Origin of the sequence: Mesorhizobium sp. M1050 (assembly GCF_040318715.1) — a bacterium.
Taxonomy (GTDB): domain Bacteria; phylum Pseudomonadota; class Alphaproteobacteria; order Rhizobiales; family Rhizobiaceae; genus Mesorhizobium.
The window spans coordinates 65,513-90,460 of sequence record NZ_JAMYMV010000018.1 but is presented as its reverse complement, the minus strand read 5'-3'; the positions used below and the strand labels follow the sequence as shown (position 1 = coordinate 90,460).

Sequence of the window (24,948 nt, the reverse complement as noted above, 5' to 3'; positions counted from 1 at the left end):
AAGCCGCACAAGAAGTTCGTGGCCGAAGCCTACATCCTGACCAAGGACGAAGGTGGCCGTCACACGCCGTTCTTCACCAACTACCGTCCGCAGTTCTACTTCCGCACGACCGACGTGACCGGCATCGTGTCGCTGCCGGAAGGCACCGAGATGGTGATGCCGGGCGACAACATCACCGTCGATGTCGAGCTGATCGTGCCGATCGCCATGGAAGAGAAGCTGCGCTTCGCCATCCGTGAAGGCGGCCGCACCGTCGGTGCCGGCATCGTCGTCACCATCAAAGAGTAATTTGGACTTAAACCGATCTGTCGCGGGCGCTGCCCGCGCCGCGCCAGAACAAGGAAGTGACGCATGAACGGACAGAATATCCGCATCCGCCTGAAGGCGTTTGACCACCGCGTGCTCGACGCCTCGACGAAGGAAATCGTGTCGACGGCCAAGCGCACCGGTGCCAACGTCCGCGGCCCCATTCCGCTGCCGACGCGGATCGAAAAGTTCACGGTCAACCGGTCGCCTCACGTCGACAAGAAGAGCCGCGAGCAGTTCGAGATGCGCACGCACAAGCGTCTGCTCGACATCGTCGATCCGACCCCGCAGACGGTCGATGCTTTGATGAAGCTCGATCTGGCCGCCGGTGTCGACGTCGAGATCAAGCTCTAAGGGAATGAGAGCGCGGTAAGGGGCGGTGCCCCTGGCCCGGAACTCTAAAGGAATTGAACCGATGCGTTCAGGTGTGATTGCAAAGAAGGTGGGAATGACCCGCATCTACAACGATGCCGGGGAACATGTTCCCGTCACCGTTCTCCAGATGGAGAACTGCCAGGTCGTGGCCCAGCGCACGCAAGAGAAGAATGGCTACACCGCCGTTCAGCTCGGCGTTGGCCTTGCCAAGGTGAAGAACACGTCGAAGGCGATGCGCGGCCATTTCGCGACCGCTTCCGTCGAGCCGAAGGCGAAGGTCGCCGAGTTCCGCGTCTCCGCCGACAACATGATCGACGTTGGCGCCGAGATCACCGTCGAGCATTTCGTCGCCGGCCAGAAGGTCGATGTGACGGGCACGACGATCGGCAAGGGTTTCCAGGGCGTGATCAAGCGCCACCACATGGGCGGTGGCCGCGCGACGCACGGCAACTCGGTCTCGCACCGTACGCACGGTTCGACCGGCCAGCGCCAGGACCCGGGCAAGGTGTTCAAGGGCAAGCATATGGCTGGCCACATGGGCGACACCCGCGTCACCACGCAGAATGTCGAGATCGTCTCGACCGATGCCGACCGCGGCCTGATCCTGATCCGCGGTGCGGTTCCCGGATCGAAGGGCGCCTGGATCCTGGTCCGCGATGCGGCCAAGGTGGCACTGCCGGCCAATGCGCCGAAGCCCGCCGCGATCCGCGCCGTTGCGGCAGCTGCTAAGAACGAGGCTCCGGCCACAGAGGGAGCGGAATAATGGATCTCAAGATCACAACGCTTGGCGGCAAGGACGCCGGCAAGGTGAAACTCTCCGAGGAGATTTTCGGCCTTGATCCGCGCGAGGACATCCTGCAGCGCGTCGTGCGCTGGCAGCTCGCCAAGAAACAGCAGGGCACGCACAAGGCCAAGGGCCGCGCCGAGATCGCGCGCACCGGCGCCAAGATGTACAAGCAGAAGGGTACGGGCCGCGCCCGCCACCATTCGGCACGCGCTCCGCAGTTCCGCGGCGGCGGCAAGGCCCACGGCCCGGTCGTTCGCAGCCATGAGCACGAACTGCCGAAGAAGGTTCGCGCTCTCGGGCTGAAGCATGCTCTCTCGGCCAAGGCCAAGAGCGCGTCGATCATCATCATCGACGAGCTGAAGCTGACCGAGGCCAAGACGAAGGCGCTGATCGCGAATTTCGCGACGCTGGGCCTGACCAACGCCCTGCTGATCGGCGGCGCCGAGCTTGACAAGAATTTCAAGCTGGCGGCGACGAACATCCCCAACATCGACGTGCTGCCCATCCAGGGCATCAACGTCTACGACATTCTGCGCCGCGGCACGCTGGTCCTTTCTAAGGCCGCCGTCGAGGCTCTCGAGGAGCGCTTTAAATGACCGACCTTCGTCATTATGACGTGATCGTCTCGCCGGCGATCACCGAAAAGTCGACCATGGCCTCCGAGCAGAACCAGGTCGTCTTCAACGTCGCCAAGAAGGCGTCGAAGCCGGAAATCAAGGCCGCCGTCGAAGCGCTGTTCGGCGTCAAGGTGATGGCCGTGAACACGCTTGTCCGCAAGGGCAAGATCAAGCGCTTCCGTGGCACGGTTGGCCGCCAGAGCGACGTCAAGAAGGCGATCGTGACGCTGGCAGATGGCCAGTCGATCGACGTCGCGACGGGTCTCTGAGCAAGGCCGCGAGGACAACAAACATGGCACTGAAAAAATTCAACCCGGTAACGCCCAGCACCCGTCAGCTGGTCATCGTCGACCGCTCCGGCCTCTACAAGGGCAAGCCCGTCAAGGGTCTGACCGAAGGCCTGACCAAGTCGGGCGGCCGCAACAACCACGGCCGCATCACCGCCCGCTTCATCGGCGGTGGCCACAAGCGTTCGTACCGCATCATCGACTTCAAGCGCCGCAAGTTCGACGTTGTCGGCACGGTCGAGCGCATTGAATACGATCCGAACCGCACCGCCTTTATCGCGCTGATCAAGTATGACGATGGCGAGCTGTCCTACATCATCGCTCCGCAGCGTCTGGCTCCCGGCGACAAGATCGTCTCCGGCGAAGCGGTCGACGTGAAGCCGGGCAATGCGATGCCGCTGGCCTCGATGCCGGTCGGCACCATTGTCCACAACATCGAGTTGAAGCCGGGCAAGGGCGCTCAGGTCGCCCGTTCGGCCGGTGGTTATGGTCAGCTGGTCGGTCGTGACCAGGGCATGGCGATCCTGCGCCTCAACTCGGGCGAGCAGCGTGTCGTTCACGGCTCTTGCATGGCTACTGTCGGCGCCGTGTCCAATCCGGACCACGGCAACATCAATGACGGCAAGGCCGGTCGCACGGTCTGGCGTGGCAAGCGTCCGCACAATCGCGGCGTGACCATGAACCCGGTTGACCATCCGCACGGCGGCGGTGAAGGCCGCACCTCGGGTGGCCGCCATCCGGTTTCGCCTTGGGGCAAGCCGACCAAGGGCAAGAAGACGCGGTCCAACAAGGCGACCGACAAGTTCATCCTGCGCTCGCGCCATCAGCGCAAGAGCTAAGAAGAGGTAACGCCAAGTGACTCGTTCGATTTGGAAAGGCCCCTTCATTGACGGCTACCTTCTCAAGAAGGTGGACAAGGTTCGTGAAGGTGGTCGCAATGAGGTGATCAAGATGTGGAGCCGTCGCTCCACTATCCTGCCGCAGTTCGTCGGCTTCACCTTCGGTGTCTACAACGGCCAGAAGCATGTTCCCGTCTCGGTGAACGAGGACATGGTCGGTCACAAGTTCGGTGAATTCGCTCCGACCCGGACCTATTACGGTCACGGCGCGGATAAGAAGGCGAAGAGGAAATAATCATGGGCAAGGCCAAAGCTCCGCGCAGGCTTGCTGATAACGAAGCGCGCGCCGTGTTGCGCACGATCCGTATCAGCCCGCAGAAGCTGAACCTGGTTGCCGCGCTGATCCGCGGCAAGAAGGTCGCGACAGCGCTTTCCGATCTCGAATTCTCGGCCAAGCGGATTTCCGGCACGGTCAAGAAGACGCTGGAATCGGCAATCGCCAACGCGGAAAACAACCACGACCTGGATGTCGATGCACTGATCGTGGCGGAAGCCTATGTCGGCAAGTCGATCGTCATGAAGCGGTTCCATGCCCGTGGCCGTGGTCGCGCGAGCCGTATCGAGAAGCCGTTCTCGCACCTCACGATCGTCGTTCGTGAAGTCGAAGAAAAAGGGGAGGCCGCATAATGGGCCAGAAAGTCAATCCGATCGGTCTTCGCCTCGGCATCAACCGCACCTGGGATTCGCGCTGGTTCGCGAACACCGGCGAGTACGGCAAGCTGCTGCATGAGGACATCAAGATCCGCAAGTATCTCGAGAAGGAGCTCAAGCAGGCTGCCATCTCGAAGGTCGTGATCGAGCGTCCGCACAAGAAGTGCCGCGTCACCATCCATGCCGCGCGCCCGGGTCTGATCATCGGCAAGAAGGGCGCCGACATCGAGAAGCTTCGCAAGAAGCTGATGGAGATGACGAAGTCCGAAACGCACCTCAACATCGTTGAAGTGCGCAAGCCGGAAATCGACGCGACCCTGGTCGCCCAGTCGATCGCCCAGCAGCTCGAGCGTCGTATCGCGTTCCGCCGCGCCATGAAGCGTGCCGTTCAGTCGGCCATGCGCCTCGGTGCCGAAGGCATCCGCATCAACTGCGCCGGCCGTCTCGGCGGCGCCGAGATCGCGCGTATGGAATGGTATCGCGAAGGCCGCGTGCCCCTGCATACGCTGCGTGCTGACGTCGACTACGGCACTGCCGAAGCGCACACCGCTTATGGCATCTGCGGCGTCAAGGTCTGGGTGTTCAAGGGCGAGATCCTCGAGCACGACCCGATGGCTTCGGAGCGTCGTGCGACCGAGGGCGATGCTGCGCATGGCGGTGGTGGTGATCGCGAACGCGGTCGTCGTCGCGAAAACGCCTGAGACATTTAGGAATTTGGAGTTAGAACGATGCTGCAGCCAAAGCGCACAAAGTTCCGCAAGCAGTTCAAGGGCCGTATCCATGGTACCGCAAAGGGCGGCACCAATCTGGATTTCGGTGGTTTCGGGCTGAAGGCGCTTGAGCCGAACCGCGTTACCGCGCGCGAGATCGAGGCGGCACGCCGCGCGATCACGCGTGAAATGAAGCGCGCTGGTCGCGTCTGGATCCGTATTTTCCCGGACGTGCCGGTCACTTCGAAGCCGACCGAAGTCCGCATGGGTAAGGGCAAGGGCGCGGTCGACTACTGGGCGGCGCGCGTCAAGCCGGGCCGCATCATGTTCGAGATCGACGGCGTCAATGAAGAAACCGCCCGTGAGGCACTGCGTCTCGGCGCGGCCAAGCTCTCGGTCAAGACGCGCTTCGTGCAGCGCATCGCAGAATAAGGACGGGCTGATCATGAAAGCCGAAGACATCCGGACCAAGACCCAGGACCAGCTGACCGACGACCTGGCCAGCCTGAAGAAGGAGCAGTTCAACCTGCGCTTCCAGAAGGCCACCGGCCAGCTTGAGAAGACCGCGCGCGTGAGACAGGTCCGTAAGGACATTGCGCGTATCAAGACCATCGCTGCGGAAAAGTCCGCGGCTAAGAAGGCTTAAGGACGAAAACCATGCCAAAGCGCATTCTGCAGGGCACCGTCGTCAGCGACAAGAACGAGAAGACGGTTGTCGTCAAGGTCGAACGGCGCTTCACGCATCCCGTGATGAAGAAGACCGTGCGCATGACCAAGAAGTACAAGGCGCACGACGAGAACAACGCCCACAAGGTTGGCGATCAGGTGTTCATCCAGGAATCGAAGCCGATTTCCAAGGACAAGCGCTGGATCGTCGTGTCTTCGGACCAAGCCTGACCTCGGGCGTAAACAACGAATTTTGGACAGACCGGGGAGGGGCTTTGAGGCCCATCCCGTTAGAAAAGAAGAAGGCGGCCAGTCATGATTCAGATGCAAACAAACCTCGACGTCGCGGATAATTCCGGCGCCCGTCGTGTCATGTGCATCAAGGTGCTGGGCGGCTCGAAGCGGAAATACGCTTCCGTGGGCGACATCATCGTGGTGTCGATCAAGGAAGCCATCCCGCGCGGCCGCGTGAAGAAGGGCGATGTGATGAAGGCGGTCGTGGTTCGCACGGCCAAGGACATCCGCCGCCCGGACGGCAGCGTGATCCGTTTCGACAAGAACGCGGCCGTTCTCGTCGACAACAAGAAAGAGCCGATCGGCACGCGTATCTTCGGACCGGTTCCGCGCGAACTCCGCGCCAAGAACCACATGAAGATCATCTCGCTCGCGCCTGAAGTGCTGTAAGGAGCCGGACCAATGCAAAAGATTAGAAAAGGCGACAAGGTCGTCGTGCTGGCCGGCAAGGACAAGGGCCGTTCGGGCGAAGTCCTCTCGGTACAGCCGAAGGAAGACACCGCGCTGGTGCGCGGCGTCAACATGATCCGTCGTCACCAGAAGCAGTCCCAGTCCCAAGAGGGCGGGATCATCACCAAGGAAGCGCCGATCCAGCTGTCGAACATCGCGCTGGCCGACCCCAAGGATGGCAAGCCGACCCGCGTCGGTTTCATCTTCCAGAAGGACGGCAAGAAGGTGCGCGTCGCCAAGCGCTCGGGAGAAGTCATCAATGGCTAAGGCTCAAACCACGAAGCCAAAGGCTGAAAGCAAACAGTCCAAGGCCCAGAACACGCCGCGCCTCAAGCAGGTCTACAACGAGACCATCCGCAAGGCGCTGCAGGAGCAGTTCGGCTACGACAACGAGATGCAGGTTCCCCGCATCGACAAGATCGTGCTGAACATGGGCGTTGGCGAAGCGACCGCGGATTCGAAGAAGCCTTCGATCGCGGCCGAAGACCTGGCGATGATCGCCGGCCAGAAGGCCGTCGTCACCCGCGCCCGCAACTCGATCGCCGGCTTCAAGGTCCGCGAGAAGATGCCGATCGGCGCCAAGGTCACGCTGCGCAAGGAACGCATGTACGAGTTCCTCGACCGCCTCGTGAACATCGCACTGCCGCGCGTCCGCGACTTCCGCGGACTGAATCCGAAGAGCTTCGATGGCCGTGGCAACTACGCCATGGGTATCAAGGAACACATCGTGTTCCCGGAGATCAACTACGACAAGGTTGATCAGATCTGGGGCATGGACGTCATCGTTTGTACGACTGCGAAGACGGACGACGAAGCCAGGGCATTGCTCAAGGCCTTCAACTTCCCCTTCCGCCAGTAACGGCAGCGAGAAAAGGAAAAATCTGAAATGGCAAAGACCAGCTCAGTCGAGAAGAACAACAGGCGCCGCAAGCTTGCCGACCAGTACGGTCCCAAGCGGGCTGCCCTCAAGGCGATCATCATGGATCAGTCCAAGCCGATGGAGGAGCGCTTCCGCGCTCAGCTGAAGCTTGCTGCCCTGCCGCGCAACTCGGCCAAGATCCGCATCCGCAACCGCTGCGAAGTCACCGGTCGTCCGCGTGCCTACTATCGCAAGCTCAAAGTATCGCGCATCGCGCTTCGTGATCTCGGCAACAACGGCCAGATCCCGGGCCTGGTCAAGTCGAGCTGGTAAGGAGGACATAACATGTCATTGAGCGATCCTCTCGGCGATATGCTGACCCGCATCCGCAACGCGTATGGCCGCAAGAAGTCGAGCGTTTCGACGCCGGCTTCGCGCCTGCGCACCCGCGTCCTCGACGTGCTGAAGGCTGAAGGCTATATCCGCGATTACAGCCAGACCGACTTCGACAACGGCAAGTCCGAAATCGAGATCGAGCTGAAGTATTTCGACGGCGCGCCGGTCGTGCGCGAAATCGCCCGCGTCTCGAAGCCAGGCCGCCGCGTCTATGTTTCGGCCAAGTCGATTCCGCAGGTCGCCAACGGCCTCGGCATCGCCATCCTTTCGACACCGAAGGGCGTGATGGCCGACCACGAAGCGCGTGAACAGAACGTCGGCGGTGAAATCCTCTGCCAGATCTTCTGATCTGGCGTGTGATCGGAAAAAGTGGAATCCGGTCTTCGGGATCATCCCCGAAGACAGAGACCTGAAACAAGAGAAGTGACGAGGACAACAAGATGTCTCGTATTGGAAAGAAACCCGTTTCGCTGCCGCAGGGCGTGACCGCGACCGTCAACGGCCAGACCGTGACGGCGAAGGGCCCCAAGGGTGAGCTGAAGTTCGTGGTGAACGACGAAGTTCTGGTCAAGATGGAAGGCAGCGAGATCGCTGTCCAGCCGCGCGACCAGACCAAGACCGCCCGCTCCAAGTGGGGCATGTCGCGCACGCAGATCGTCAACATCCTGCAGGGCGTCAAGGACGGTTTCGAGAAGAAGCTCGAGATCACCGGCGTCGGCTATCGCGCGGCACTTCAGGGCAAGAACCTGCAGCTGGCACTTGGCTTCAGCCATGACGTCGTCTACGAGACGCCGCAGGGCATCACGATCACCGTGCCGAAGCCGACCGAAATCACCGTGGCAGGCATCGACAAGCAGCAGGTCGGCCAGGTTGCAGCTGAAATCCGCGAATACCGCGGCCCCGAGCCTTACAAGGGCAAGGGCGTCCGTTACGCTGGCGAGAAGATCGTCCGCAAGGAAGGCAAGAAGAAGTAGTGGGCTTGGCTCCGAGAAGTTGCAGACTTTTCGGAAAGGACAAGGCCAAAGAAGTGTAACGCCGCGGGGAGCGGTCGCGGGAGGCGCTTTCGCCTACCGCACATGACGGCCCCCGTTTTTTGAAGGCAAGGAAGACTATCATGGGTACTAAGGAATCCACGCAGCGCCGTGCGCAGCGCGTCCGCCGCCAGATCAAGAAGGTCGCCGGCGAGCGTCCGCGTTTGTCTGTTCACCGCACGTCGAAGAACATCTACGTGCAGGTCATCGACGACGCCAAGGGTCACACCATCGTCGCTGCTTCGACGCTCGAGAAGGACCTCAAGGGTTCGCTCAAGACCGGCGCCGACACCGCCGCCGCCGCCGCGATCGGCAAGCTGATCGCTGAGCGCGCCACCAAGGCCGGCGTCAAGGAAGTCGTCTTCGACCGCGGCGCCTACATCTATCACGGCCGCGTCAAGGCGCTCGCCGAGGCTGCTCGTGAAGGTGGCTTGAGCTTCTAATAATTTCGCCCCGGTGACCCACAGAGGCACCGGATCTTATCAGCAACCGTGCTTCCGGAAAAAAACAAGGAACAGGATATGGCACAGGAACGTAGGGATGGCGGCCGCGGCCGCGATCGTGAAGAACGCGATGACGGCATGGTGGACAAGCTCGTCCACATCAACCGCGTCGCCAAGGTCGTCAAGGGCGGCCGTCGCTTCGGTTTTGCAGCGCTCGTCGTCGTCGGCGACCAGAAGGGCCGCGTCGGCTTTGGTCACGGCAAGGCGCGCGAAGTGCCGGAAGCTATCCGCAAGGCAACTGAATCGGCAAAGCGCGACATGATCTTCGTGCCGCTGCGCTCGGGCCGTACGCTGCACCACGACGTCGAAGGACGCTGGGGCGCCGGACGCGTTCTGCTGCGCGCTGCCAAGCAGGGTACCGGCATCATCGCCGGCGGTCCGATGCGCGCCGTCTTCGAGACGCTCGGCATGCATGACGTGGTCGCCAAGTCGATGGGTTCGTCGAATCCCTACAACATGGTTCGCGCCACATTCGACGCGCTGAAGAGCCAGATGCATCCCAAGGATGTGGCTGCTGCTCGCGGCATCAAGTATTCGACCCTTCAGGCCCGCCGCGGCACCGCCGTTGCGGCTGAAGAATAGTCGATCTGACCAGGGATTTTGACCATGGCCAAGAAAGCAACCAAGACCATCACCGTTGAGCAGATCGGTTCGCCGATCCGCCGTCCGAAGGAACAGCGCGCGACGCTGGTCGGCCTCGGCCTCAACAAGATGCACAAGCAGCGCACGCTGGAAGATACGCCCTCCGTGCGCGGCATGATCGCTGCCGTCCAGCATCTCGTCCGCGTAGTGGACGAGGGCTGAGCCAGAGCGCAGGAGAACTCAGATGAAACTCACCGATCTGCGTGACAATGACGGCGCGACGCACTCCAAGAAGCGTCTCGGCCGTGGTATCGGCTCAGGCTCCGGCAAGACCGGCGGTCGCGGCGTCAAGGGCCAGAAGGCGCGCTCCGGCGTCGCCATCAACGGCTTCGAGGGCGGCCAGATGCCGCTCTACCGGCGCCTGCCGAAGCGTGGCTTCAACAACATCTTCGCCAAGAGCTTCACCGTCGTTTCGCTGGCCCGCATCCAGGTGGCCATCGACGCCAAGAAGCTCGACGCCAAGGCTACCGTGACGGCCGAATCGCTGGTTGCCGCCGGCGTCATCCGCCGCGTCAAGGACGGCGTGCGCATCCTCTCGGACGGCGAGATCAAGGCGAAGCTCGCCTTTGACGTTGCCGGCGCCTCCAAGGCCGCGATCGAGAAGATCGAAAAGGCCGGCGGCTCGGTCAAACTGCCGGAAAAGGCAGCTGCCGAATAACGGCAATTTGATGCGCGATCGGCAGGAGTGGGATCGGTTTTTGCTCACGATTGCGCTTTGATCTGCCTAATCAAGCGGCCGCATCCACGCGGCCGCTTGCATGTTTAGAGCCCGGAGCTTATCTCGTGAGCTTCGGTGAAACGCACCGCCTGACCTCAAGGGCCATCAAGCGTTACCAAGCGGAGAATCAGGCATGGCTTCGGCTGCTGAACAATTAGCCTCGAATCTGAATTTCTCGGCCTTCGCCAAAGCGGAGGATCTGAAGAAACGCATCTGGTTCACGATCGGCGCGCTGCTGGTCTATCGCCTCGGCACCTATATTCCGCTTCCCGGCATCAACCCCGACGCCTTCGCCCAGGCCTTCTCCTCGCAGAGCAAGGGCGTGCTGGGCATGTTCAACATGTTCGCCGGCGGCGCCGTACAGCGCATGGCGATCTTTGCACTCGGCATCATGCCTTACATCTCCGCCTCCATCATCATGCAGCTGATGACCTCGGTCATCCCTTCGCTGGAATCGCTGAAGAAGGAAGGCGAACAGGGCCGCAAGGTCATCAACCAATACACGCGCTACGGCACCGTGCTGCTTGCGCTGGTTCAGGCCTATGGCATTTCGGTGGGCCTGGAGAACGGCAACGGCATCGTCAGCGATCCCGGCATGTTCTTCCGCATCTCGACCGTCGTCACGCTGGTCGGCGGCACCATGTTCCTGATGTGGCTCGGCGAGCAGATCACCGCTCGCGGCATCGGTAACGGCATTTCGCTCATCATTTTCTCCGGCATCGTCGCCGGCCTGCCGCATGCCATCTCCGGCACGCTTGAGCTTGGCCGCACCGGCGCGCTGTCGACCGGCCTGATCCTGGCGATCATCGTGCTCGCCATCGTCGTCATCGCCTTGATCGTGTTCTTCGAGCGCGCCCAGCGCCGCTTGCTGATCCAGTATCCGAAGCGCCAGGTCGGCAACCGGATGTTCCAGGGCGATACCTCGCACTTGCCGCTGAAGCTCAACACGTCGGGCGTCATTCCGCCGATTTTCGCCTCGTCGCTGCTGCTGCTGCCGGCCACGGTCGCCGGCTTCTCGCAGACGACGAACATGCCGGCCTGGGCAAGCACGATTCTGGCCTCGCTCGGCCACGGCCAGCCGCTCTACATGGCGTTCTACGCGGCGATGATCGTGTTCTTCGCCTTCTTCTACACTGCGATTGTCTTCAACCCGAAGGACACCGCCGACCAGCTCAAGAAGCATTCCGGCTTCATCCCGGGCTATCGTCCGGGCGAGCGCACCGCCGATTATATCGACTACGTTCTCACCCGCATCACCGTCGTCGGCGCCATCTATCTGGTGCTGGTGTGCCTGCTGCCGGAGTTCCTTATCTCGGCGACTGGCGTACCATTCTACCTTGGTGGCACATCGCTTCTGATCGTGGTCAGTGTCACGCTCGATACGGTTGCGCAGATTCAGGGTCACCTGATTGCGCATCAGTATGAAGGCCTGATCAAGAAGTCGAAGCTGCGCGGGGGGAAGAAAGCCAGATGAGGTTGATATTGCTTGGGCCGCCAGGGGCGGGCAAGGGGACACAAGCACAAAGACTGGTAGAAAAACACGGCATACCCCAGCTCTCGACGGGCGACATGCTGCGTGCTGCTGTCCAGGCTGGCACCGAAGTCGGCAAGCGCGCCAAGGCGGTGATGGATGCTGGTGAGCTGGTGTCCGACGCCATCGTCAACGCGATCGTCGCCGAGCGTATCGATCAGGCCGACTGCGCCAATGGGTTCATCCTCGACGGATATCCGCGGACGCTGGTGCAAGCTGACGCGGTCGAGCAGATGCTTTCGAATCGCTCCCAGGGGCTCGATGCCGTCATTGAGCTTGTCGTTGACGATAAGGCGCTGATCGGCCGGATCGTCAAGCGCGCCGACGAGGCACAGGCAGCCGGTCTGCCTGTTCGCAAGGACGACAATCCGGCTGTGTTCGAGGAGCGTCTGCGAGAGTACTACAAGAAGACGTCGCCTCTGATTGGCTACTATTATGCCAAGGGCAAGCTCCGGAGCGTCGACGGCATGGCCGATATCGATGCGGTGACGGAGCAGATCCAAGCGGTGCTCAAGAACGCAACGCGGGGAAATTAACGATTGCACTTGACGGAGGCGGTTCGCTGCGGTATGGCGGCCCGTCTTCCTATCAGGCATGGACTTTGCTTGTCCGCAAGGGCAAGGCAGTCGCTTTGAACTGGAAACTCCCGCATGGGCCGGCCTCCACCGGACGCGGGGCAACTTAAGATAGCGCCGGACCCGCCTTTCTGAAGGTTGGCCGGCCCACATGGAGAAGAGAAGAACATGGCTCGTATAGCCGGCGTCAACATTCCGACCAACAAGCGCGTCGTCATCGCGCTTCAGTACATTCACGGCATTGGCAAAAAGTTCGCCCAGGAGATCGTCGACAAGGTCGGCATCCCGGCCGAACGTCGCGTCAACCAGCTCACCGACGCGGAAGTGCTGCAGATCCGCGAAGCGATCGACCGTGATTATCAGGTCGAAGGCGACCTGCGTCGCGAAGTCTCGATGAACATCAAGCGGCTCATGGACCTCGGCTGCTACCGTGGCCTGCGTCACCGCCGCTCGCTGCCGGTCCGCGGCCAGCGCACGCATACCAATGCGCGCACCCGCAAGGGCCCGGCCAAGTCGATCGCCGGCAAGAAGAAGTAAGCGAGCGAATAGCGAGTAGCCAATAGCGAGTAGGAATCCCTATTCCCTACTCACTACTCGCTCTCCAGGTGGAGCCGCTGGCATTACGGCGGTGTAGAGATCAACTGAAAGGACCATCATGGCCAAGGAAGCCGCCCGTGTTCGCCGTCGCGAACGCAAGAACATTTCGTCGGGCGTTGCCCACGTCAATTCGACCTTCAACAACACGATGATCACCATCACCGACGCACAGGGCAATTCGATTGCCTGGTCGTCGGCCGGTGCCCAGGGCTTCAAGGGTTCGCGCAAGTCGACCCCGTTCGCTGCCCAGATGGCTGCCGAAGATGTTGCCAAGAAGGCCCAGGAACACGGCATGCGCATGCTCGAGGTCGAGGTCTGCGGACCTGGCTCGGGTCGTGAATCGGCGCTGCGCGCCCTGCAGGCGGCCGGCTTCACCATCACATCGATCCGTGATGTGACGCCGATCCCGCACAATGGCTGCCGCCCGCGCAAGAAGCGCCGCGTCTAAGCAATTTACCGAACGTCGCGCGAGCGCCCTTGGGGCGCTCCTCCACGGCATTCCAGGTCGCCCGCCACGATTGGATGGTGGCGGGTCAACGGAAGGAAAGCATCATGATCCAGAAAAATTGGCAGGAACTGATCAAGCCGAACAAGATCGAGTTCTCGTCGAAAAAGAAGACTCTGACCACGCTGGTCGCCGAGCCGCTCGAGCGTGGCTTTGGCCTGACGCTGGGCAACGCGCTGCGTCGCGTGCTTTTGTCTTCGCTGCGCGGTGCGGCCGTTACCGCCGTGCAGATCGACGGCGTTCTGCATGAATTCTCGTCCATCGCCGGCGTGCGCGAGGACGTGACCGACATCGTCTTGAATATCAAGGAAATCGCTATCCGCATGGAAGGCGATGGCCCCAAGCGCATGGTCGTTCGCAAGCAGGGACCGGGTGCGGTTCTCGCCGGCGACATCCAGACGGTTGGCGACGTCGAGATCCTCAACCCCGACCACGTCATCTGCACGCTCGACGAGGGTGCGGAAATCCGCATGGAATTCACCGTCGACACCGGCAAGGGTTACGTGCCGGCCGACCGCAACCGCGCCGAAGACGCTCCGATCGGTCTTATCCCGGTCGACAGCCTCTATTCGCCGGTCAAGAAGGTCTCCTACAAGGTCGAGAACACCCGCGAGGGCCAGGTTCTCGACTATGACAAGCTGACCATGACGATCGAGACCGACGGTTCGATCACCGGCGAGGACGCGGTGGCTTTCGCCGCCCGCATCCTGCAGGACCAGCTTGGCCTGTTCGTCAACTTCGACGAGCCGCAGAAGGAAGTCGCCACCGAGGCCGTCACCGAGCTCGCCTTCAACCCGGCGCTGCTCAAGAAGGTCGACGAGCTCGAGCTTTCGGTGCGTTCGGCCAACTGCCTGAAGAACGACAACATCGTCTATATCGGCGACCTGATCCAGAAGACCGAAGCCGAGATGCTGCGCACCCCGAACTTCGGCCGCAAGTCGCTGAACGAGATCAAGGAAGTCCTGGCGGCGATGGGCCTGCACCTCGGCATGGAAGTGCCGGACTGGCCGCCGGAAAACATCGAAGACCTCGCCAAGCGTTACGAAGATCAATATTGAGCATGAATTCCAAGGATCGGCGGCGTGGGCCGCTCGATCCGACGGTCATGCGGAAAACCATCAGGGGCCTCGGCCTCTTGAACAACTGAAGAAGGAAAAGAGCCATGCGCCACGGTTTCAAAGGCCGTCGCTTCGCCCGAAGCATTAGCCATCGCAAGTCGATGTTCGCCAACCTCGCCGTGTCGCTGCTCGAGCATGAGCAGATCGTCACCACCCTGCCGAAGGCGAAGGATTTGCGTCCGATCGTCGAGAAGCTGGTGACGCTCGGCAAGCGCGGCGACCTGCACGCCCGCCGCCAGGTGATCGCGCAGATCGGCAATGAAGGCGTCGTCAAGCGCCTGTTCGACACCATCGCCCCGCGCTACGCCACCCGCAATGGAGGCTATCTGCGCATCATGAAGGCGGGCTTCCGCCACGGCGACAACGCCGCCATGGCCGTCATCGAGTTCGTCGATCGCGACACGTCGGCCAAGGGCGCTGGCGACCGCGCCCGCATCGAAGCCGAAGGCACCGAAGCGGACGCCGCAGCCGCATAAGGCTCGGTCTATCCTGGAATTCAAAGGGGCCTGCGGGCCCCTTTTTGTTTTGTGAATGTAGAAAACTTGCGGCCAGAGCCGATTCCTGGCCGGAACCAAGGGTCTTTGGCCGAAATAATCGGATCTCGGCGGCTTAGCCTTTCATTTTGCACAATCGTCGGGACAATGGCCCCGAACTCGCCTTGGAGGATTCGTAAATGCGCGCTACCCGACTGTCCCTTGTTCTGCTCTTCGCCATGACGGCGTTTGCGGCCGCACCGGTGGTCAGGCAAGCATTGGCCGAGGAGACCAAGACCGATCCCGGCCTGTCGGACGTGCTGACCGATCTGCTGCATGGCGTCGAAGGCGAGAATGCGACGTCCGGCCCCGACAAACGCGTGCCGTTCGGCCGCGAAGAAGTGCAACTGTCGTTCGCTCCGCTGGTCAAGCAGACGGCACCGGCCGTGGTCAATGTCTATGCCTCGCAGACCGCCAAGGTGACGTCGCCCTTCGACGGCGATCCGTTCTTCGAGGAATTCTTCGGCCGCTCGCAGCCGCGCGCCCAGTCGTCGCTCGGCTCCGGCGTGCTGGTCGACCCGACCGGCGTCGTAGTCACCAATTACCACGTCATCAAGGATGCCGATCAGGTCAAGGTGGCGACCGCGGACGGGCGTGAATTCGACAGCAAGGTGCTGCTCAAGGACGAGACGTTCGATCTTGCCGTGCTCAAGATCGCCTCCGACAAGCCGTTTCCGGTGATTGCCATCGGCGATTCCGACGCGCTTGAGGTCGGCGATCTGCTGCTGGCCATCGGCAACCCCTTCGGTGTCGGCCAGACCACCACCAGCGGCATCGTCTCGGCGCTTGCCCGCAGCCATATCGGCGTGTCGGATTCCAGTTTCTTCATCCAGACCGACGCTGCCATCAACCCCGGCAATTCCGGCGGCGCGCTGATCAACATGGGCGGCCAGCTGGTCGGCATCAACACGGCCATCTACAGCCGCGGCGGCGGTTCGATCGGCATCGGGTTCGCCATTCCCTCGAACATGGTTCGCGCCTTCGCCGACGCCGCCAAGGCCGGGCTCGACTTCTTCGAGCGGCCCTATATCGGCGCCGAGTTCGAAGCGGTGACGCCGCAGATCGCTGAATCGCTCGGCATGGAAAAGCCGACCGGCGCACTGGTCTCGTCGGTCGAGGCGACCGGACCGGCCGCCAAGGCGGGGCTCAAGCCCGGCGACGTCGTGCTGCAGCTCAACGGCAAGCCGGTCGAGAGCATCGAGGCGCTGGACTACCGGATGGCGACGCTGTCGATCGGCACCACCGCCAATTTCGCCGTTCTGACCAAAGGCCAGCAGGCGGCGATGGACATCGCGCTGGAGCGCGCTCCGGAAGGCATGAAGGCTGCCGAAGTGACTTTGCATGGCCGCAGCCCTTTTTCAGGCGCCAAGGTCGCGGAACTGTCGCCCCGGCTCGCCCAGCGGCTCGGCCTGCGCACTGACATCAAAGGTGTCACTGTGGTCGATATCAACCGCGATTCGCCGGCCGCCGATTTCGGCTTCCAGCCGGGCGACATCGTGCGCGAGGTGAATGGCACCACCATCGACACCGCGGCGACCCTGGAACTGGCGGCCAAGACTGATACGCGCTGGTGGCGCTTTACGGTCGAACGCGGCGGGCAGATACTGCGTCAGGTGTTGCGTTATTAGGGCACGGCCCCCGAGTATCAGGGCTCATGCTCCAACGAAAAGAAGTGCATGGCCGATCTGTTCAGCGTCGATGAACCGGAAAAGGTGCCGCCAGGGCGGCCGCTGGCCGACAGGCTGCGGCCGAGAAACCTTGGCGAGGTGGTCGGCCAGGAACATCTGACCGGCCCTGACGGCGCGCTGACTCGGCTGATCGGTTCCGGTTCGCTCGGCTCGATGATCTTCTGGGGACCGCCCGGCACCGGCAAGACGACGGTGGCGCGATTGCTGGCCGGCGAAACCAGTCTCGCCTTCGAGCAGATATCGGCGGTGTTTTCCGGCGTCGCCGATCTGAAAAAAGTGTTCGAGACAGCCAAGCTGCGCCGCGCCAAGGGCCGCCAGACCTTGCTGTTCGTCGACGAGATCCACCGCTTCAACCGCGCCCAGCAGGACAGTTTTCTCCCTGTCATGGAGGACGGAACCGTCGTGCTGGTTGGCGCCACGACCGAGAATCCATCCTTCGAGCTGAATGCCGCTTTGCTGTCACGCGCGCGCGTCCTGGTCTTCCATTCGCTTGGCGAGGAGAGCATCGCCAAGCTGATGGCGCGGGCCGAGGAAACCGAGGGCAGGGCGCTGCCGCTCAACGACGAGGCGCGGACCATGCTGATCCGTATGAGCGATGGCGACGGCCGGGCGTCGCTGACGCTCGCCGAAGAAGTCTGGCGGGCAGCCAAACACGGCGAGGTCTTCGATCCCGAAGGATTGCAGCGCATCGTCCAGCGCCGCGCACCGATCTACGACAAAGGCCAGGACGGCCACTACAATCTGATCTCGGCGCTGCACAAATCGGTGCGTGGTTCGGACCCTGACGCGGCGCTCTACTATCTCGCGCGCATGTTCGATGCCGGCGAGGATCCGCTCTATCTTGGCCGCCGGCTGGTGCGCATGGCCATGGAAGATATCGGCCTTGCCGATCCGCAGGCGCTGGTCGTCGCCAACGCCGCCAAGGACGCCTACGACTATCTAGGCTCGCCCGAGGGCGAACTGGCTTTTGCCGAGGCCGCCGTCTATCTCGCAACCGCGCCCAAATCCAACGCCGTCTACAACGCGTTCAAGGCAGCCACGCGGGCCGCGAAGGAACACGGCTCGCTGCTGCCGCCCAAGCATATCCTCAACGCACCGACGAAGCTGATGAAAGAGGAGGACTACGGCGCCGGCTATCGGTATGATCATGACGAGCCGGATGCCTTTTCGGGCCAGGACTATTTTCCGGAGAAGATGGGCCGCCAGACCTTCTATGATCCGCCCGAGCGCGGCTTCGAGCGCGACATCAGGAAGCGGCTCGATTATTGGGCGAAACTGCGCAAAGAACGGGGATAGCAGGCTTGCGTGACCCGGTCTCGTCACGCTGCGAACCGAGGTTTCGCTATAGGGCATTCCCGCCGCGGTCGTTCTTCACACGCTGCTCGCCGCGAAGCTGGCCGTTGCCGAAGCGGCCATGGACCAGATACGCCACTGGCGCGCGGATTTTCAGCCGGACCAGGTCGTGCCCTACGCAACGGCGGAGGAACTGGAACGACGATCGCCGCGAAGTCCGCGATAGCAGGGGCCGTTGTGTGGTAACCTAAAAAACCTTATCAAGGCGCACGGCCGAGCGGTGGTCGTTGCCGTGATTTTGGCATCACTTGTTCGCAACAGGATCGCGCTCCGCGCGTGGAAAAATGACAAAAACCCTTCGCAAAACCCTTCGTAAATTCGCCATCGCCGTTCCGCTTCTCGCCCTTGGCTTCTATTTCATTCCCATCTTGACGACGATCTTCATCGTCTGCGGCCTGATCGACATGCTGCGCAATGACAGGAAGGATCTGTCTCTGTTCTCAGGCTACTTCCTCGGCAACGGCCTCTTTACCTGGCTGCTGTCGCCGTTCAACCTGCTGGTCGATTTGCTCTGCTACAGAAACCCCGGCGTGTGGAAACTGGAACAGTTTCCCGCTGACTATCAGCGCGAGGTCAATGAGGTCCTGGATATCTTCAAGGCGCGCAAGGACGAGATTATCGCCGACATCGACGCCAATTTCGGCGTCGGCCGGCGTGGCATGTATGTCTACCAATGGTATGGCAAGCACAGAATCGACAACGTCGCCGAGTTCAACAAGGATTTCAAATACATCAAGACGATCGCCGTTTCCGTTTTCAGCAAACGCGAATCGACCTCATGGCATTTCGGTCCGCTGCGGCTCAGCCTGCGCATTCTCTACAATCTGGTCCCGGTGAAATCGGAGATCTTCGTGGAATGCGGCAACGTCAAGAATTACTGGTACGACAATCCGCTGTTCATCTTCGACGACACGCTTCTGCATCGCTCGGTCAACGAGTATGACGGCCGCCGCTACTGCGTGTTCATGGACATCATCCGTCCGTCCCCTGTTCCCGGCCTGATCGCGGCCATGCTCGCCATCGTCTCGGTGAGCGTCGAGCGCATCAATTCGATGTTCTACAAGAACTGGAAGATGATCGGCTCGACCAAGCCAAAGAAGGCAGAGACGACCTGAGCTTAAATTTGTGAATACTCCACCGCCTAAAGGCGGTGGCTTCAAGTTACGGCTTAAAGCCGGATCGGTCCGCCGTTCGGCGGACAGGGCGCGAACTCACGTCACGTTGAAGTTGTCGTCGGGCTCGGGCGGCTCCTGGTTCATGATGTATTCGGCCCACATCTCGTCGGTCACATTCCCGCTGCTCACCACCCAATAGCCTCTCGCCCACAGGTGCTGGCCCCAGTAGCGCTTGCGCAGTATTGCGAACTCGCTCAGCAGCTTGTGCGAGCTGCGCCCCTTCAGGTGCTGCACCGCGCGCGACACCGACAGCCGCAGCGGGATCGACACCAGCATATGCACATGGTCGCGGTTGATCGAGCCGGCATGCACAATCATCTCGTGCGCGCGCGCCGTCTCGCGCAGCAACTCCCGGCACCGGTTTCCAACGTCGCCGCCAAGCACCGCGTAACGGCACTTCGTCACCCAAACCAGGTGATACTTGCAGTCCCAAACCGTGTGGCTGCCACGCTTGTACGCTTCCATCCAGCCAGTCTACACGGCAAGCGCCGCGATCCCAGCCGCCTAAAGGCGTGGGGTTCCTGATCCCCTATCGGGGACTCTAAATGCTGCTGGCTTCGCTGGCGGCATTTAGGCACATTTATAATATAATCGATTGCTACTTTAGTGTGATCGTAAGTATTGCTATTATTTGCGCTTGCGGCGGCCGCCGGTTCAAGTGTACATCCCCCTCAACTTGATGAATATTGTTCCGAATCGCGTGGGCTCCGTTCCCGTCTGTATCGGTAGGAGTCCCGGTTTGACCTCGACAATCCTGCACTTGTTTTCTTTGGCGGCCCCAAGTGACGAAGAACGAGACTTTCGGATTATGGATAAGGACCTACCTATGTACGATCTTGCTTGGTGTTGCATTTGTAGCCATATATGTAGCGCTTGAAGAGCCAATATATTATTGGGATTTCGCTGCCTATTTCGAGATATTCAACCAGCAGGGTGTGTTGTTGGTCGAAGATCCTGTTCGGTGGCTGCGCTTGCTGAGGGGCTCTATCGCCACGGACGATTACAGCACGGCAATTTTGGCGCCCCTGATGCCGTTTTACTTACTATTTGGCGGATCGAGGCTTTCATATGTCGCCGGCGTGGTCGCGGTCTACCTGGTCCCGACCGCTCTTTTCATGGGCAGAATGAGCTACATGGAGGCGGTCTCCGAGACGTCTCCGTCCTGGGGCTGGCCTGCCGTATGGATTGCGGCCTTTCTTTACACGCCGTTCTGGGCGGCAACGCTTCGCGGATGGCCGGATATCGGCGGTTGCCTGGCGCTTTCTGCAGCGACCTATTTTCTCTGGAAATCGAAGTTTCTGACCCGTGAACCGGTGATCAGCGGAATACGTGTCGGTGGGTACCTGTGGTTGGCGTTCATGCTGCGCCGCTGGTATGCCTATGCCGGTATAGGCGCTGGAATTTCGGCGGCCTTTTTCTGTTTGTTTCAGGCGGCAAAAGACCGGGACTTTCCGGTGCTCCTGAAAGCCGCGTTAGGCGGCGTGTGCGCGCTTCTCGTCGTCGCCGGAGCCGCACTGGCCTTCCAGCAACCTCTGATCCTCAGGATTCTGTGGACCAACTATGGTGATATCTACAGCGGATACAAGACGACCTTGGCATCCCAGCTCGATCAGGTGATATCCCGGCTCAGCTATGTGAACTGGCTGTTGATAATATTTGGCCTTTACATCTCTTTTTTACGTCGCAATCGCTTTTCTTTATTCTGTGCCGTCGCTTCGATAACCACCTTTTTTCTATTCACTCGGACACAAGATCCGGACCTTCATCATTCGATGCCAATGTTTCTTTGGCTCTTTCCCGCATACGCCCAGGCAATCGTTGCGATCGTTTCTATGCCGGCGCTGAGATTGCGATTGTCGGCCGCCATCATAGTCGTTGTCGCCGGACTTGCTTTTTTGGGAACCTTTTTCCCGATCGGCCGCCAGTTGCTGTCGCCGATCAATTATGTTTATGCCAGCCAAGGTATTCTGCCTCTTCATCTTGACAGTATGTCTGAATACAAACGCCTTACTGATGACCTTACCAGGGAAATGCGTCCTGAGGACCGTTTTGCGGTATTTGCTTCAGGCTCTGTCATGAACAGCTGGCTGTTGTTCGCCCTGAAAAGAAGCCTATATCCTCACATTGAATGGCCTTGCCAAGTGGACAGTCGCGATGGATTCGTACCTGACACATTGAAGTCAAGATATGCTGTCGTAACCGACCCGCCCGTTACCCATTTGCAATCGGGTGCGCAGCTCTGCGTTACGCTTTCCAACCAGTATATTCTCGACGGGAAGGGCATCGGTACCGCCTACAGACGCCTCGCGGAATACAAGTTGTCCGGTGGCGTTACCGGTTATCTCTACGAACAGACGCGCCCGGTCAGCAAAGCTGAAGTGGACGCCCTCTACACCGACTTCAGGAAGAAATATCCAAGCTGGATAACACCTGAGTGGTGACCAGTTCGACTGGTCTGCGCAGTTCTGCCCAACGCAGGGATTGACCAGGCTGCCCCTGTAGGGGCAGTAAAACGGTCATGTTGAATCTGCTTCTCGTTGTGGTCGGTGGCGGCATCGGTGCCGGCATTCGTCATCTCACCAGCATGGGCGCGCTGCGCCTTGTCGGCCCCAACTATCCCTGGGGCACGATGGCCATCAACATCGTCGGCTCCTTCGCTATGGGCCTGTTCATCGCCATCTTGGCGCGTCGCGGCGGATCGAACGAACTTAGGCTGTTCGTTGCCACCGGCATGCTCGGCGGCTTCACCACTTTCTCAGCCTTTTCGCTCGATTTCGCGACGCTGTGGGAGCGGGGAGCGACACTGCCGGCGTTCGGATATGCGCTTGCCAGCGTCATTGGCGCCATTATCGCCCTGTTTCTGGGACTTTGGCTCGCAAGAACCGTTTCATAATGCTATTGCCGCGCCGAGAGCAGGGCCGAGCCCTGCCGGGAAACGGATAAGCGAAGAAGAATATGGCAGGCGTTGAACAGATCACGGTGGAGGCCGGCGAGGCGGGCATGCGGCTCGATCGCTGGTTCAAGACCCATTTCCCGGGCCTTGGTTTCGGCCATCTGCAAAAGCTGCTTCGCTCCGGCCAGATTCGCGTCGATGGCGGCCGGGTCAAGGCCGACACGCGTGTCGAGCCCGGCCAGATGGTGCGTGTCCCGCCGCTCGAGGTCGACAAGAAGGGCGAGAGCGCGCTGACTGGCCACTCGATCCGCAACCAGGGCGATGCCGATGTCCTGGCGAAAATGCTGATCCACGAGGACCCCAAGGTCTTCGTCTTCAACAAGCCGGCGGGCCTTGCCGTGCAGGGCGGCTCCGGCGTCACCCGCAATGTCGACGACATGCTGGAAGCCTGGCGCAACCAGAAGGGCGAGAAGCCGCGCCTGGTGCATCGGCTCGATCGCGACACATCGGGTGTGCTGGTCGTCGCCCGAACGCGCCTTGCCGCCATGAAGCTCGCCGAAGCGTTTCGCGCCCGCGAGACTAAGAAGACGTATTGGGCGCTGGTCAAGGGCGTGCCGCCGAAGCGCGAGGACAAGATCTCGACCTGGCTGATCAAGGAGCCGACGCCGGATGGTGACCGCGTCCGCGTCGCCGCGCACGGCGAAAAGGGCGCCGACCACGCCGTGTCCTACTATCGCATCATCGAGCAGGCGGCGCAGACGATGACCTGGCTGGAGATGGAGCCCTATACGGGCCGGACCCACCAGCTTCGTGTCCATGCCGCTTACATTGGCTGCCCGATCCTGGGCGATCCGAAATATTTCGAGGCCGACACCAATTGGGATTTTCCGGGCGGCATTCAAAACCGCCTGCACCTGCATGCGCGGCGCATCATCATTCCGCATCCGGACAAGGGCGTCATCGATGTCACCGCGCCGATGCCGCCGCACATGCGCCAGAGCTGGAACCTGATCGGCTTCGACGACGCCAGCGCTGAGGACTGATCGTGAGCGGGGCCACCGACGCGCTCGCCACCGATACGCTTGATCGCCGCGATACGGTCGACATGGCCGCCGCCGCCATAATGGTCGGCCTGACTTTTTCCTGGGGGCTGAACTACGTCGCCGCCAAGATTTCCTATGCCGGCTACGACCCGGTCTTCCTGTCGATCGCGCGCTCGATCATCGGCGGCTTCTGCGTCTTCCTCTGGTGCCGTTGGCGCGGCATAGCGCTGTTCACGCGCGACGGGACATTGCGCGCCGGCATAGCCGTGGGCGCGCTGTTCGGCATCGAGTTCCTCTACCTCTATGTCGGCCTGGAGCACACGACCGTCGCCCGCAACACGCTGCTGGTCAACACAATGCCGTTCTGGATGCTGCTCGGCGGCCATTTCCTGCTTGGCGAACAGATCACCTTGAGGAAATTCCTCGGTCTGTTGCTAGCCTTTGCCGGCCTTGCCGCAGTGTTTTCCGACAAGCTTGGCGGTGGCGGAGACATGCTGTTCGGCGATCTCCTGAGCCTCGGCTCCGGATTTTTCTGGGCCCTGACCAACATCCTCATCAAGCGGTCGAAGCTGGTCGAGGCGACTGCCGAAAAGCTTCTGCTTTACCAGCTCGCCGGTGCTGCAATCGTCGGCATATTGGTGCTGCCTCTCGCCGGTCCACCCGTTCGCGATCCGACCGTGCTGCCGACTTTGGCGCTGCTTTTCCAGGCGGTCTACATCGTCGCCTTCACCTATGTGTTGTGGTTCTGGCTGCTGCGACGCTATCCGGCATCAGGCCCGTCCAGTTTTACCGTCCTGTCGCCGGTTTTCGGCGTTTTGTGCGGCGCCGTGTTCTTGAATGAGCCGCTGACCATGCGCATTTTCCTGGCACTTGGCCTGATTGCCGCCGGCCTGATCATCGTCAACCGGCCTGCGCGCAAGATCGTGCCGGTGTGAGAGAGACCTCTATGCGTGATATCCTCAACGACCTCGAAGCGGGCAAGCATCTTTCCGACCCGGATCCGGTGCGCCGCGCCCAGATCCAGATGAAGACGCATCTGCCGAAGCGCTTCTACAAGACCGTCTCGGTCGCGCCGGTGGAAGACGGCTTTGCCGTGCATCTCGACGGCAAGCCGGTGCGCACACCGGGCAAGGCGCTCCTGGCGCTGCCGACCGAGGCGGCGGCTGCGCTCGTCGCCAACGAGTTCGCCGCCCAGGGCGAGACCATCGATCCGGTGACCATGCCGGTGATGCGCCTCGTCGACACCGCCATCGACGGCGTTGCCAGCGATCCACAGGCGGTGCTGGAGGACATCCTGCGCTTTGCCTCGTCCGATCTGCTTTGCTATCGCGCCGACGCGCCGCAGGGGCTGGTGGAGCGGCAGAACCAACATTGGGATCCGGTTCTGGATTGGGCGAGGGAGACGCTCGGGGCAAGGTTCAACCTCGCCGAAGGAATCATCCATGTCGAGCAGCCGCGCGAAGCCATCGCCGTGCTGGGCAGCCATCTTGCCCGGCGCACCGATCCGCTGCGGCTCGCCGCGATCCATGTGATGACGTCGCTGACCGGCTCGGCGCTGCTGGCGCTGGCGGTCGATTTCGGCGAGCTCGACGCCGAAGGCGCCTGGGCTGCCGGGCATGTCGACGAGGACTGGCAGATCGAGCATTGGGGGCAGGATGCGGAGGCCGTCGCGCGCCGCTCGGCCCGCAAGCGCGACATGTTGGCTGCCACCGGCCTGCTCGAGGCGCTCAGGGGCTGACGGGTTCC

37 protein-coding genes are annotated in these 24,948 nt (G+C 61.3%); 36 read left to right on the top strand and 1 reads right to left on the bottom strand.

The features are described from left to right. The 31 genes from NKH57_RS13220 to NKH57_RS13070 form a co-directional block, all read left to right on the top strand. The coding region (locus tag NKH57_RS13220; RefSeq protein ID WP_488550050.1) for an EF-Tu C-terminal domain-related protein at positions 1-288 on the top strand (288 nt) is incomplete at its 5' end. Between the two features lie 63 nt (positions 289-351). Continuing rightward, complete coding sequence (gene rpsJ / locus NKH57_RS13215) at positions 352-660, top strand: 30S ribosomal protein S10 (protein WP_010909272.1); 309 nt, start codon at positions 352-354, stop codon at positions 658-660. Between the two features lie 61 nt (positions 661-721). Continuing rightward, positions 722-1,444 (top strand): 50S ribosomal protein L3, encoded by a 723-nt coding sequence (gene rplC / locus NKH57_RS13210; protein ID WP_023757978.1) that lies wholly within the window; start codon positions 722-724, stop codon positions 1,442-1,444. Then, complete coding sequence (rplD, locus tag NKH57_RS13205; protein WP_023757977.1) at positions 1,444-2,064, top strand: 50S ribosomal protein L4; 621 nt, start codon at positions 1,444-1,446, stop codon at positions 2,062-2,064. Before rplC ends, rplD begins: the two co-directional genes overlap by 1 nt. Then, on the top strand, positions 2,061-2,354 hold the full coding sequence (locus NKH57_RS13200; RefSeq protein ID WP_023757976.1) for a 50S ribosomal protein L23: 294 nt from the start codon (positions 2,061-2,063) through the stop codon (positions 2,352-2,354). Before rplD ends, NKH57_RS13200 begins: the two co-directional genes overlap by 4 nt. A 23-nt stretch (positions 2,355-2,377) precedes the next feature. Beyond that, on the top strand, positions 2,378-3,211 hold the full coding sequence (gene rplB / locus NKH57_RS13195; protein WP_027026960.1) for a 50S ribosomal protein L2: 834 nt from the start codon (positions 2,378-2,380) through the stop codon (positions 3,209-3,211). Positions 3,212-3,227: 16 nt separating this feature from the next. Then, on the top strand, positions 3,228-3,506 hold the full coding sequence (gene rpsS, locus NKH57_RS13190; RefSeq protein WP_006205463.1) for a 30S ribosomal protein S19: 279 nt from the start codon (positions 3,228-3,230) through the stop codon (positions 3,504-3,506). A 2-nt stretch (positions 3,507-3,508) separates the two neighbouring features. After that, positions 3,509-3,898, top strand: coding sequence for a 50S ribosomal protein L22 (gene rplV / locus NKH57_RS13185; protein WP_006205462.1), 390 nt, complete (start codon positions 3,509-3,511; stop codon positions 3,896-3,898). After that, positions 3,898-4,623 carry a 30S ribosomal protein S3 gene (rpsC, locus tag NKH57_RS13180; protein ID WP_023672753.1) on the top strand — a complete coding sequence of 242 codons (726 nt, stop codon included), beginning with the start codon at positions 3,898-3,900 and terminating at the stop codon, positions 4,621-4,623. The genes rplV and rpsC overlap by 1 nt, the downstream gene beginning before the upstream one ends. Before the next feature lie 27 nt (positions 4,624-4,650). Continuing rightward, positions 4,651-5,064, top strand: coding sequence for a 50S ribosomal protein L16 (gene rplP, locus NKH57_RS13175; protein ID WP_013531427.1), 414 nt, complete (start codon positions 4,651-4,653; stop codon positions 5,062-5,064). A 13-nt stretch (positions 5,065-5,077) separates the two neighbouring features. Next, on the top strand, positions 5,078-5,278 hold the full coding sequence (gene rpmC / locus NKH57_RS13170; protein ID WP_006205459.1) for a 50S ribosomal protein L29: 201 nt from the start codon (positions 5,078-5,080) through the stop codon (positions 5,276-5,278). 11 nt (positions 5,279-5,289) lie between these two features. Further along, positions 5,290-5,529: a 30S ribosomal protein S17 gene (gene rpsQ, locus NKH57_RS13165; protein ID WP_010909280.1), complete on the top strand. Its 240-nt coding sequence runs from the start codon at positions 5,290-5,292 to the stop codon at positions 5,527-5,529. Between the two features lie 84 nt (positions 5,530-5,613). Next, the gene (rplN, locus tag NKH57_RS13160) at positions 5,614-5,982 is read left to right on the top strand and encodes a 50S ribosomal protein L14 (protein WP_006205457.1); all 369 of its coding nucleotides are present in this window, start codon (positions 5,614-5,616) and stop codon (positions 5,980-5,982) included. Between the two features lie 12 nt (positions 5,983-5,994). After that, positions 5,995-6,309 (top strand): 50S ribosomal protein L24, encoded by a 315-nt coding sequence (gene rplX / locus NKH57_RS13155; protein WP_013531428.1) that lies wholly within the window; start codon positions 5,995-5,997, stop codon positions 6,307-6,309. Continuing rightward, complete coding sequence (gene rplE, locus NKH57_RS13150; RefSeq protein WP_013531429.1) at positions 6,302-6,901, top strand: 50S ribosomal protein L5; 600 nt, start codon at positions 6,302-6,304, stop codon at positions 6,899-6,901. The genes rplX and rplE overlap by 8 nt, the downstream gene beginning before the upstream one ends. Positions 6,902-6,928: 27 nt before the next feature. Continuing rightward, a complete protein-coding gene (gene rpsN, locus NKH57_RS13145; protein ID WP_010909282.1) occupies positions 6,929-7,234 on the top strand; it encodes a 30S ribosomal protein S14 in 306 nt (101 codons plus the stop codon). A gap of 12 nt (positions 7,235-7,246) precedes the next feature. Next, positions 7,247-7,645, top strand: coding sequence for a 30S ribosomal protein S8 (rpsH, locus tag NKH57_RS13140; protein WP_013531431.1), 399 nt, complete (start codon positions 7,247-7,249; stop codon positions 7,643-7,645). 92 nt (positions 7,646-7,737) lie between these two features. After that, complete coding sequence (rplF, locus tag NKH57_RS13135; RefSeq protein WP_013531432.1) at positions 7,738-8,271, top strand: 50S ribosomal protein L6; 534 nt, start codon at positions 7,738-7,740, stop codon at positions 8,269-8,271. Positions 8,272-8,411: 140 nt separating this feature from the next. Next, positions 8,412-8,771: a 50S ribosomal protein L18 gene (gene rplR / locus NKH57_RS13130; protein WP_023757972.1), complete on the top strand. Its 360-nt coding sequence runs from the start codon at positions 8,412-8,414 to the stop codon at positions 8,769-8,771. A 78-nt stretch (positions 8,772-8,849) separates the two neighbouring features. Beyond that, positions 8,850-9,413 (top strand): 30S ribosomal protein S5, encoded by a 564-nt coding sequence (rpsE, locus tag NKH57_RS13125; protein ID WP_006333394.1) that lies wholly within the window; start codon positions 8,850-8,852, stop codon positions 9,411-9,413. Between the two features lie 24 nt (positions 9,414-9,437). Continuing rightward, a complete protein-coding gene (rpmD, locus tag NKH57_RS13120; RefSeq protein WP_006205449.1) occupies positions 9,438-9,635 on the top strand; it encodes a 50S ribosomal protein L30 in 198 nt (65 codons plus the stop codon). Between the two features lie 22 nt (positions 9,636-9,657). Continuing rightward, complete coding sequence (gene rplO, locus NKH57_RS13115) at positions 9,658-10,131, top strand: 50S ribosomal protein L15 (protein WP_023757971.1); 474 nt, start codon at positions 9,658-9,660, stop codon at positions 10,129-10,131. A gap of 193 nt (positions 10,132-10,324) precedes the next feature. Then, positions 10,325-11,665, top strand: a complete 1,341-nt coding sequence (secY, locus tag NKH57_RS13110; protein ID WP_023757970.1) for a preprotein translocase subunit SecY — start codon at positions 10,325-10,327, stop codon at positions 11,663-11,665. Then, complete coding sequence (locus tag NKH57_RS13105; protein WP_352944658.1) at positions 11,662-12,258, top strand: adenylate kinase; 597 nt, start codon at positions 11,662-11,664, stop codon at positions 12,256-12,258. The genes secY and NKH57_RS13105 overlap by 4 nt, the downstream gene beginning before the upstream one ends. 207 nt (positions 12,259-12,465) lie before the next feature. Further along, positions 12,466-12,834, top strand: coding sequence for a 30S ribosomal protein S13 (gene rpsM / locus NKH57_RS13100; protein WP_023757968.1), 369 nt, complete (start codon positions 12,466-12,468; stop codon positions 12,832-12,834). A 118-nt stretch (positions 12,835-12,952) separates the two neighbouring features. Then, positions 12,953-13,342 carry a 30S ribosomal protein S11 gene (gene rpsK / locus NKH57_RS13095; RefSeq protein WP_006205444.1) on the top strand — a complete coding sequence of 130 codons (390 nt, stop codon included), beginning with the start codon at positions 12,953-12,955 and terminating at the stop codon, positions 13,340-13,342. A 104-nt stretch (positions 13,343-13,446) separates the two neighbouring features. Then, complete coding sequence (locus NKH57_RS13090; protein WP_352487615.1) at positions 13,447-14,457, top strand: DNA-directed RNA polymerase subunit alpha; 1,011 nt, start codon at positions 13,447-13,449, stop codon at positions 14,455-14,457. A 104-nt stretch (positions 14,458-14,561) separates the two neighbouring features. Continuing rightward, the gene (gene rplQ / locus NKH57_RS13085) at positions 14,562-14,993 is read left to right on the top strand and encodes a 50S ribosomal protein L17 (RefSeq protein WP_027044984.1); all 432 of its coding nucleotides are present in this window, start codon (positions 14,562-14,564) and stop codon (positions 14,991-14,993) included. 197 nt (positions 14,994-15,190) lie between these two features. Next, positions 15,191-16,678, top strand: a complete 1,488-nt coding sequence (locus tag NKH57_RS13080) for a Do family serine endopeptidase (protein WP_352944655.1) — start codon at positions 15,191-15,193, stop codon at positions 16,676-16,678. 48 nt (positions 16,679-16,726) lie between these two features. Then, positions 16,727-18,034, top strand: coding sequence for a replication-associated recombination protein A (locus NKH57_RS13075; protein WP_352944653.1), 1,308 nt, complete (start codon positions 16,727-16,729; stop codon positions 18,032-18,034). A 341-nt stretch (positions 18,035-18,375) separates the two neighbouring features. Beyond that, entirely contained in the window at positions 18,376-19,206 is an 831-nt protein-coding gene (locus NKH57_RS13070) for an aspartyl/asparaginyl beta-hydroxylase domain-containing protein (RefSeq protein WP_352944651.1), read from the top strand. A gap of 96 nt (positions 19,207-19,302) precedes the next feature. On the opposite strand, the gene tnpA is transcribed toward NKH57_RS13070, so the two are convergent. After that, on the bottom strand, positions 19,303-19,731 hold the full coding sequence (gene tnpA / locus NKH57_RS13065; protein ID WP_352835410.1) for an IS200/IS605 family transposase: 429 nt from the start codon (positions 19,729-19,731) through the stop codon (positions 19,303-19,305). A 317-nt stretch (positions 19,732-20,048) separates the two neighbouring features. Here tnpA and NKH57_RS13060 point away from each other — a divergent pair, with 317 nt between their 5' ends. The 5 genes from NKH57_RS13060 to NKH57_RS13040 all read left to right on the top strand — a co-directional run bounded on the left by NKH57_RS13060 (position 20,049) and on the right by NKH57_RS13040 (position 24,940). Continuing rightward, the gene (locus NKH57_RS13060; protein WP_352944649.1) at positions 20,049-21,707 is read left to right on the top strand and encodes a hypothetical protein; all 1,659 of its coding nucleotides are present in this window, start codon (positions 20,049-20,051) and stop codon (positions 21,705-21,707) included. A gap of 77 nt (positions 21,708-21,784) precedes the next feature. Then, complete coding sequence (crcB, locus tag NKH57_RS13055) at positions 21,785-22,159, top strand: fluoride efflux transporter CrcB (RefSeq protein WP_023757962.1); 375 nt, start codon at positions 21,785-21,787, stop codon at positions 22,157-22,159. Between the two features lie 62 nt (positions 22,160-22,221). Further along, a complete protein-coding gene (locus NKH57_RS13050) occupies positions 22,222-23,202 on the top strand; it encodes an RluA family pseudouridine synthase (protein WP_023757961.1) in 981 nt (326 codons plus the stop codon). Between the two features lie 62 nt (positions 23,203-23,264). Continuing rightward, entirely contained in the window at positions 23,265-24,137 is an 873-nt protein-coding gene (locus NKH57_RS13045; RefSeq protein WP_352944666.1) for a DMT family transporter, read from the top strand. Positions 24,138-24,148: 11 nt separating this feature from the next. Further along, the gene (locus NKH57_RS13040) at positions 24,149-24,940 is read left to right on the top strand and encodes an ATP12 family chaperone protein (RefSeq protein ID WP_352944646.1); all 792 of its coding nucleotides are present in this window, start codon (positions 24,149-24,151) and stop codon (positions 24,938-24,940) included. Positions 24,941-24,948: the final 8 nt, after the last annotated feature.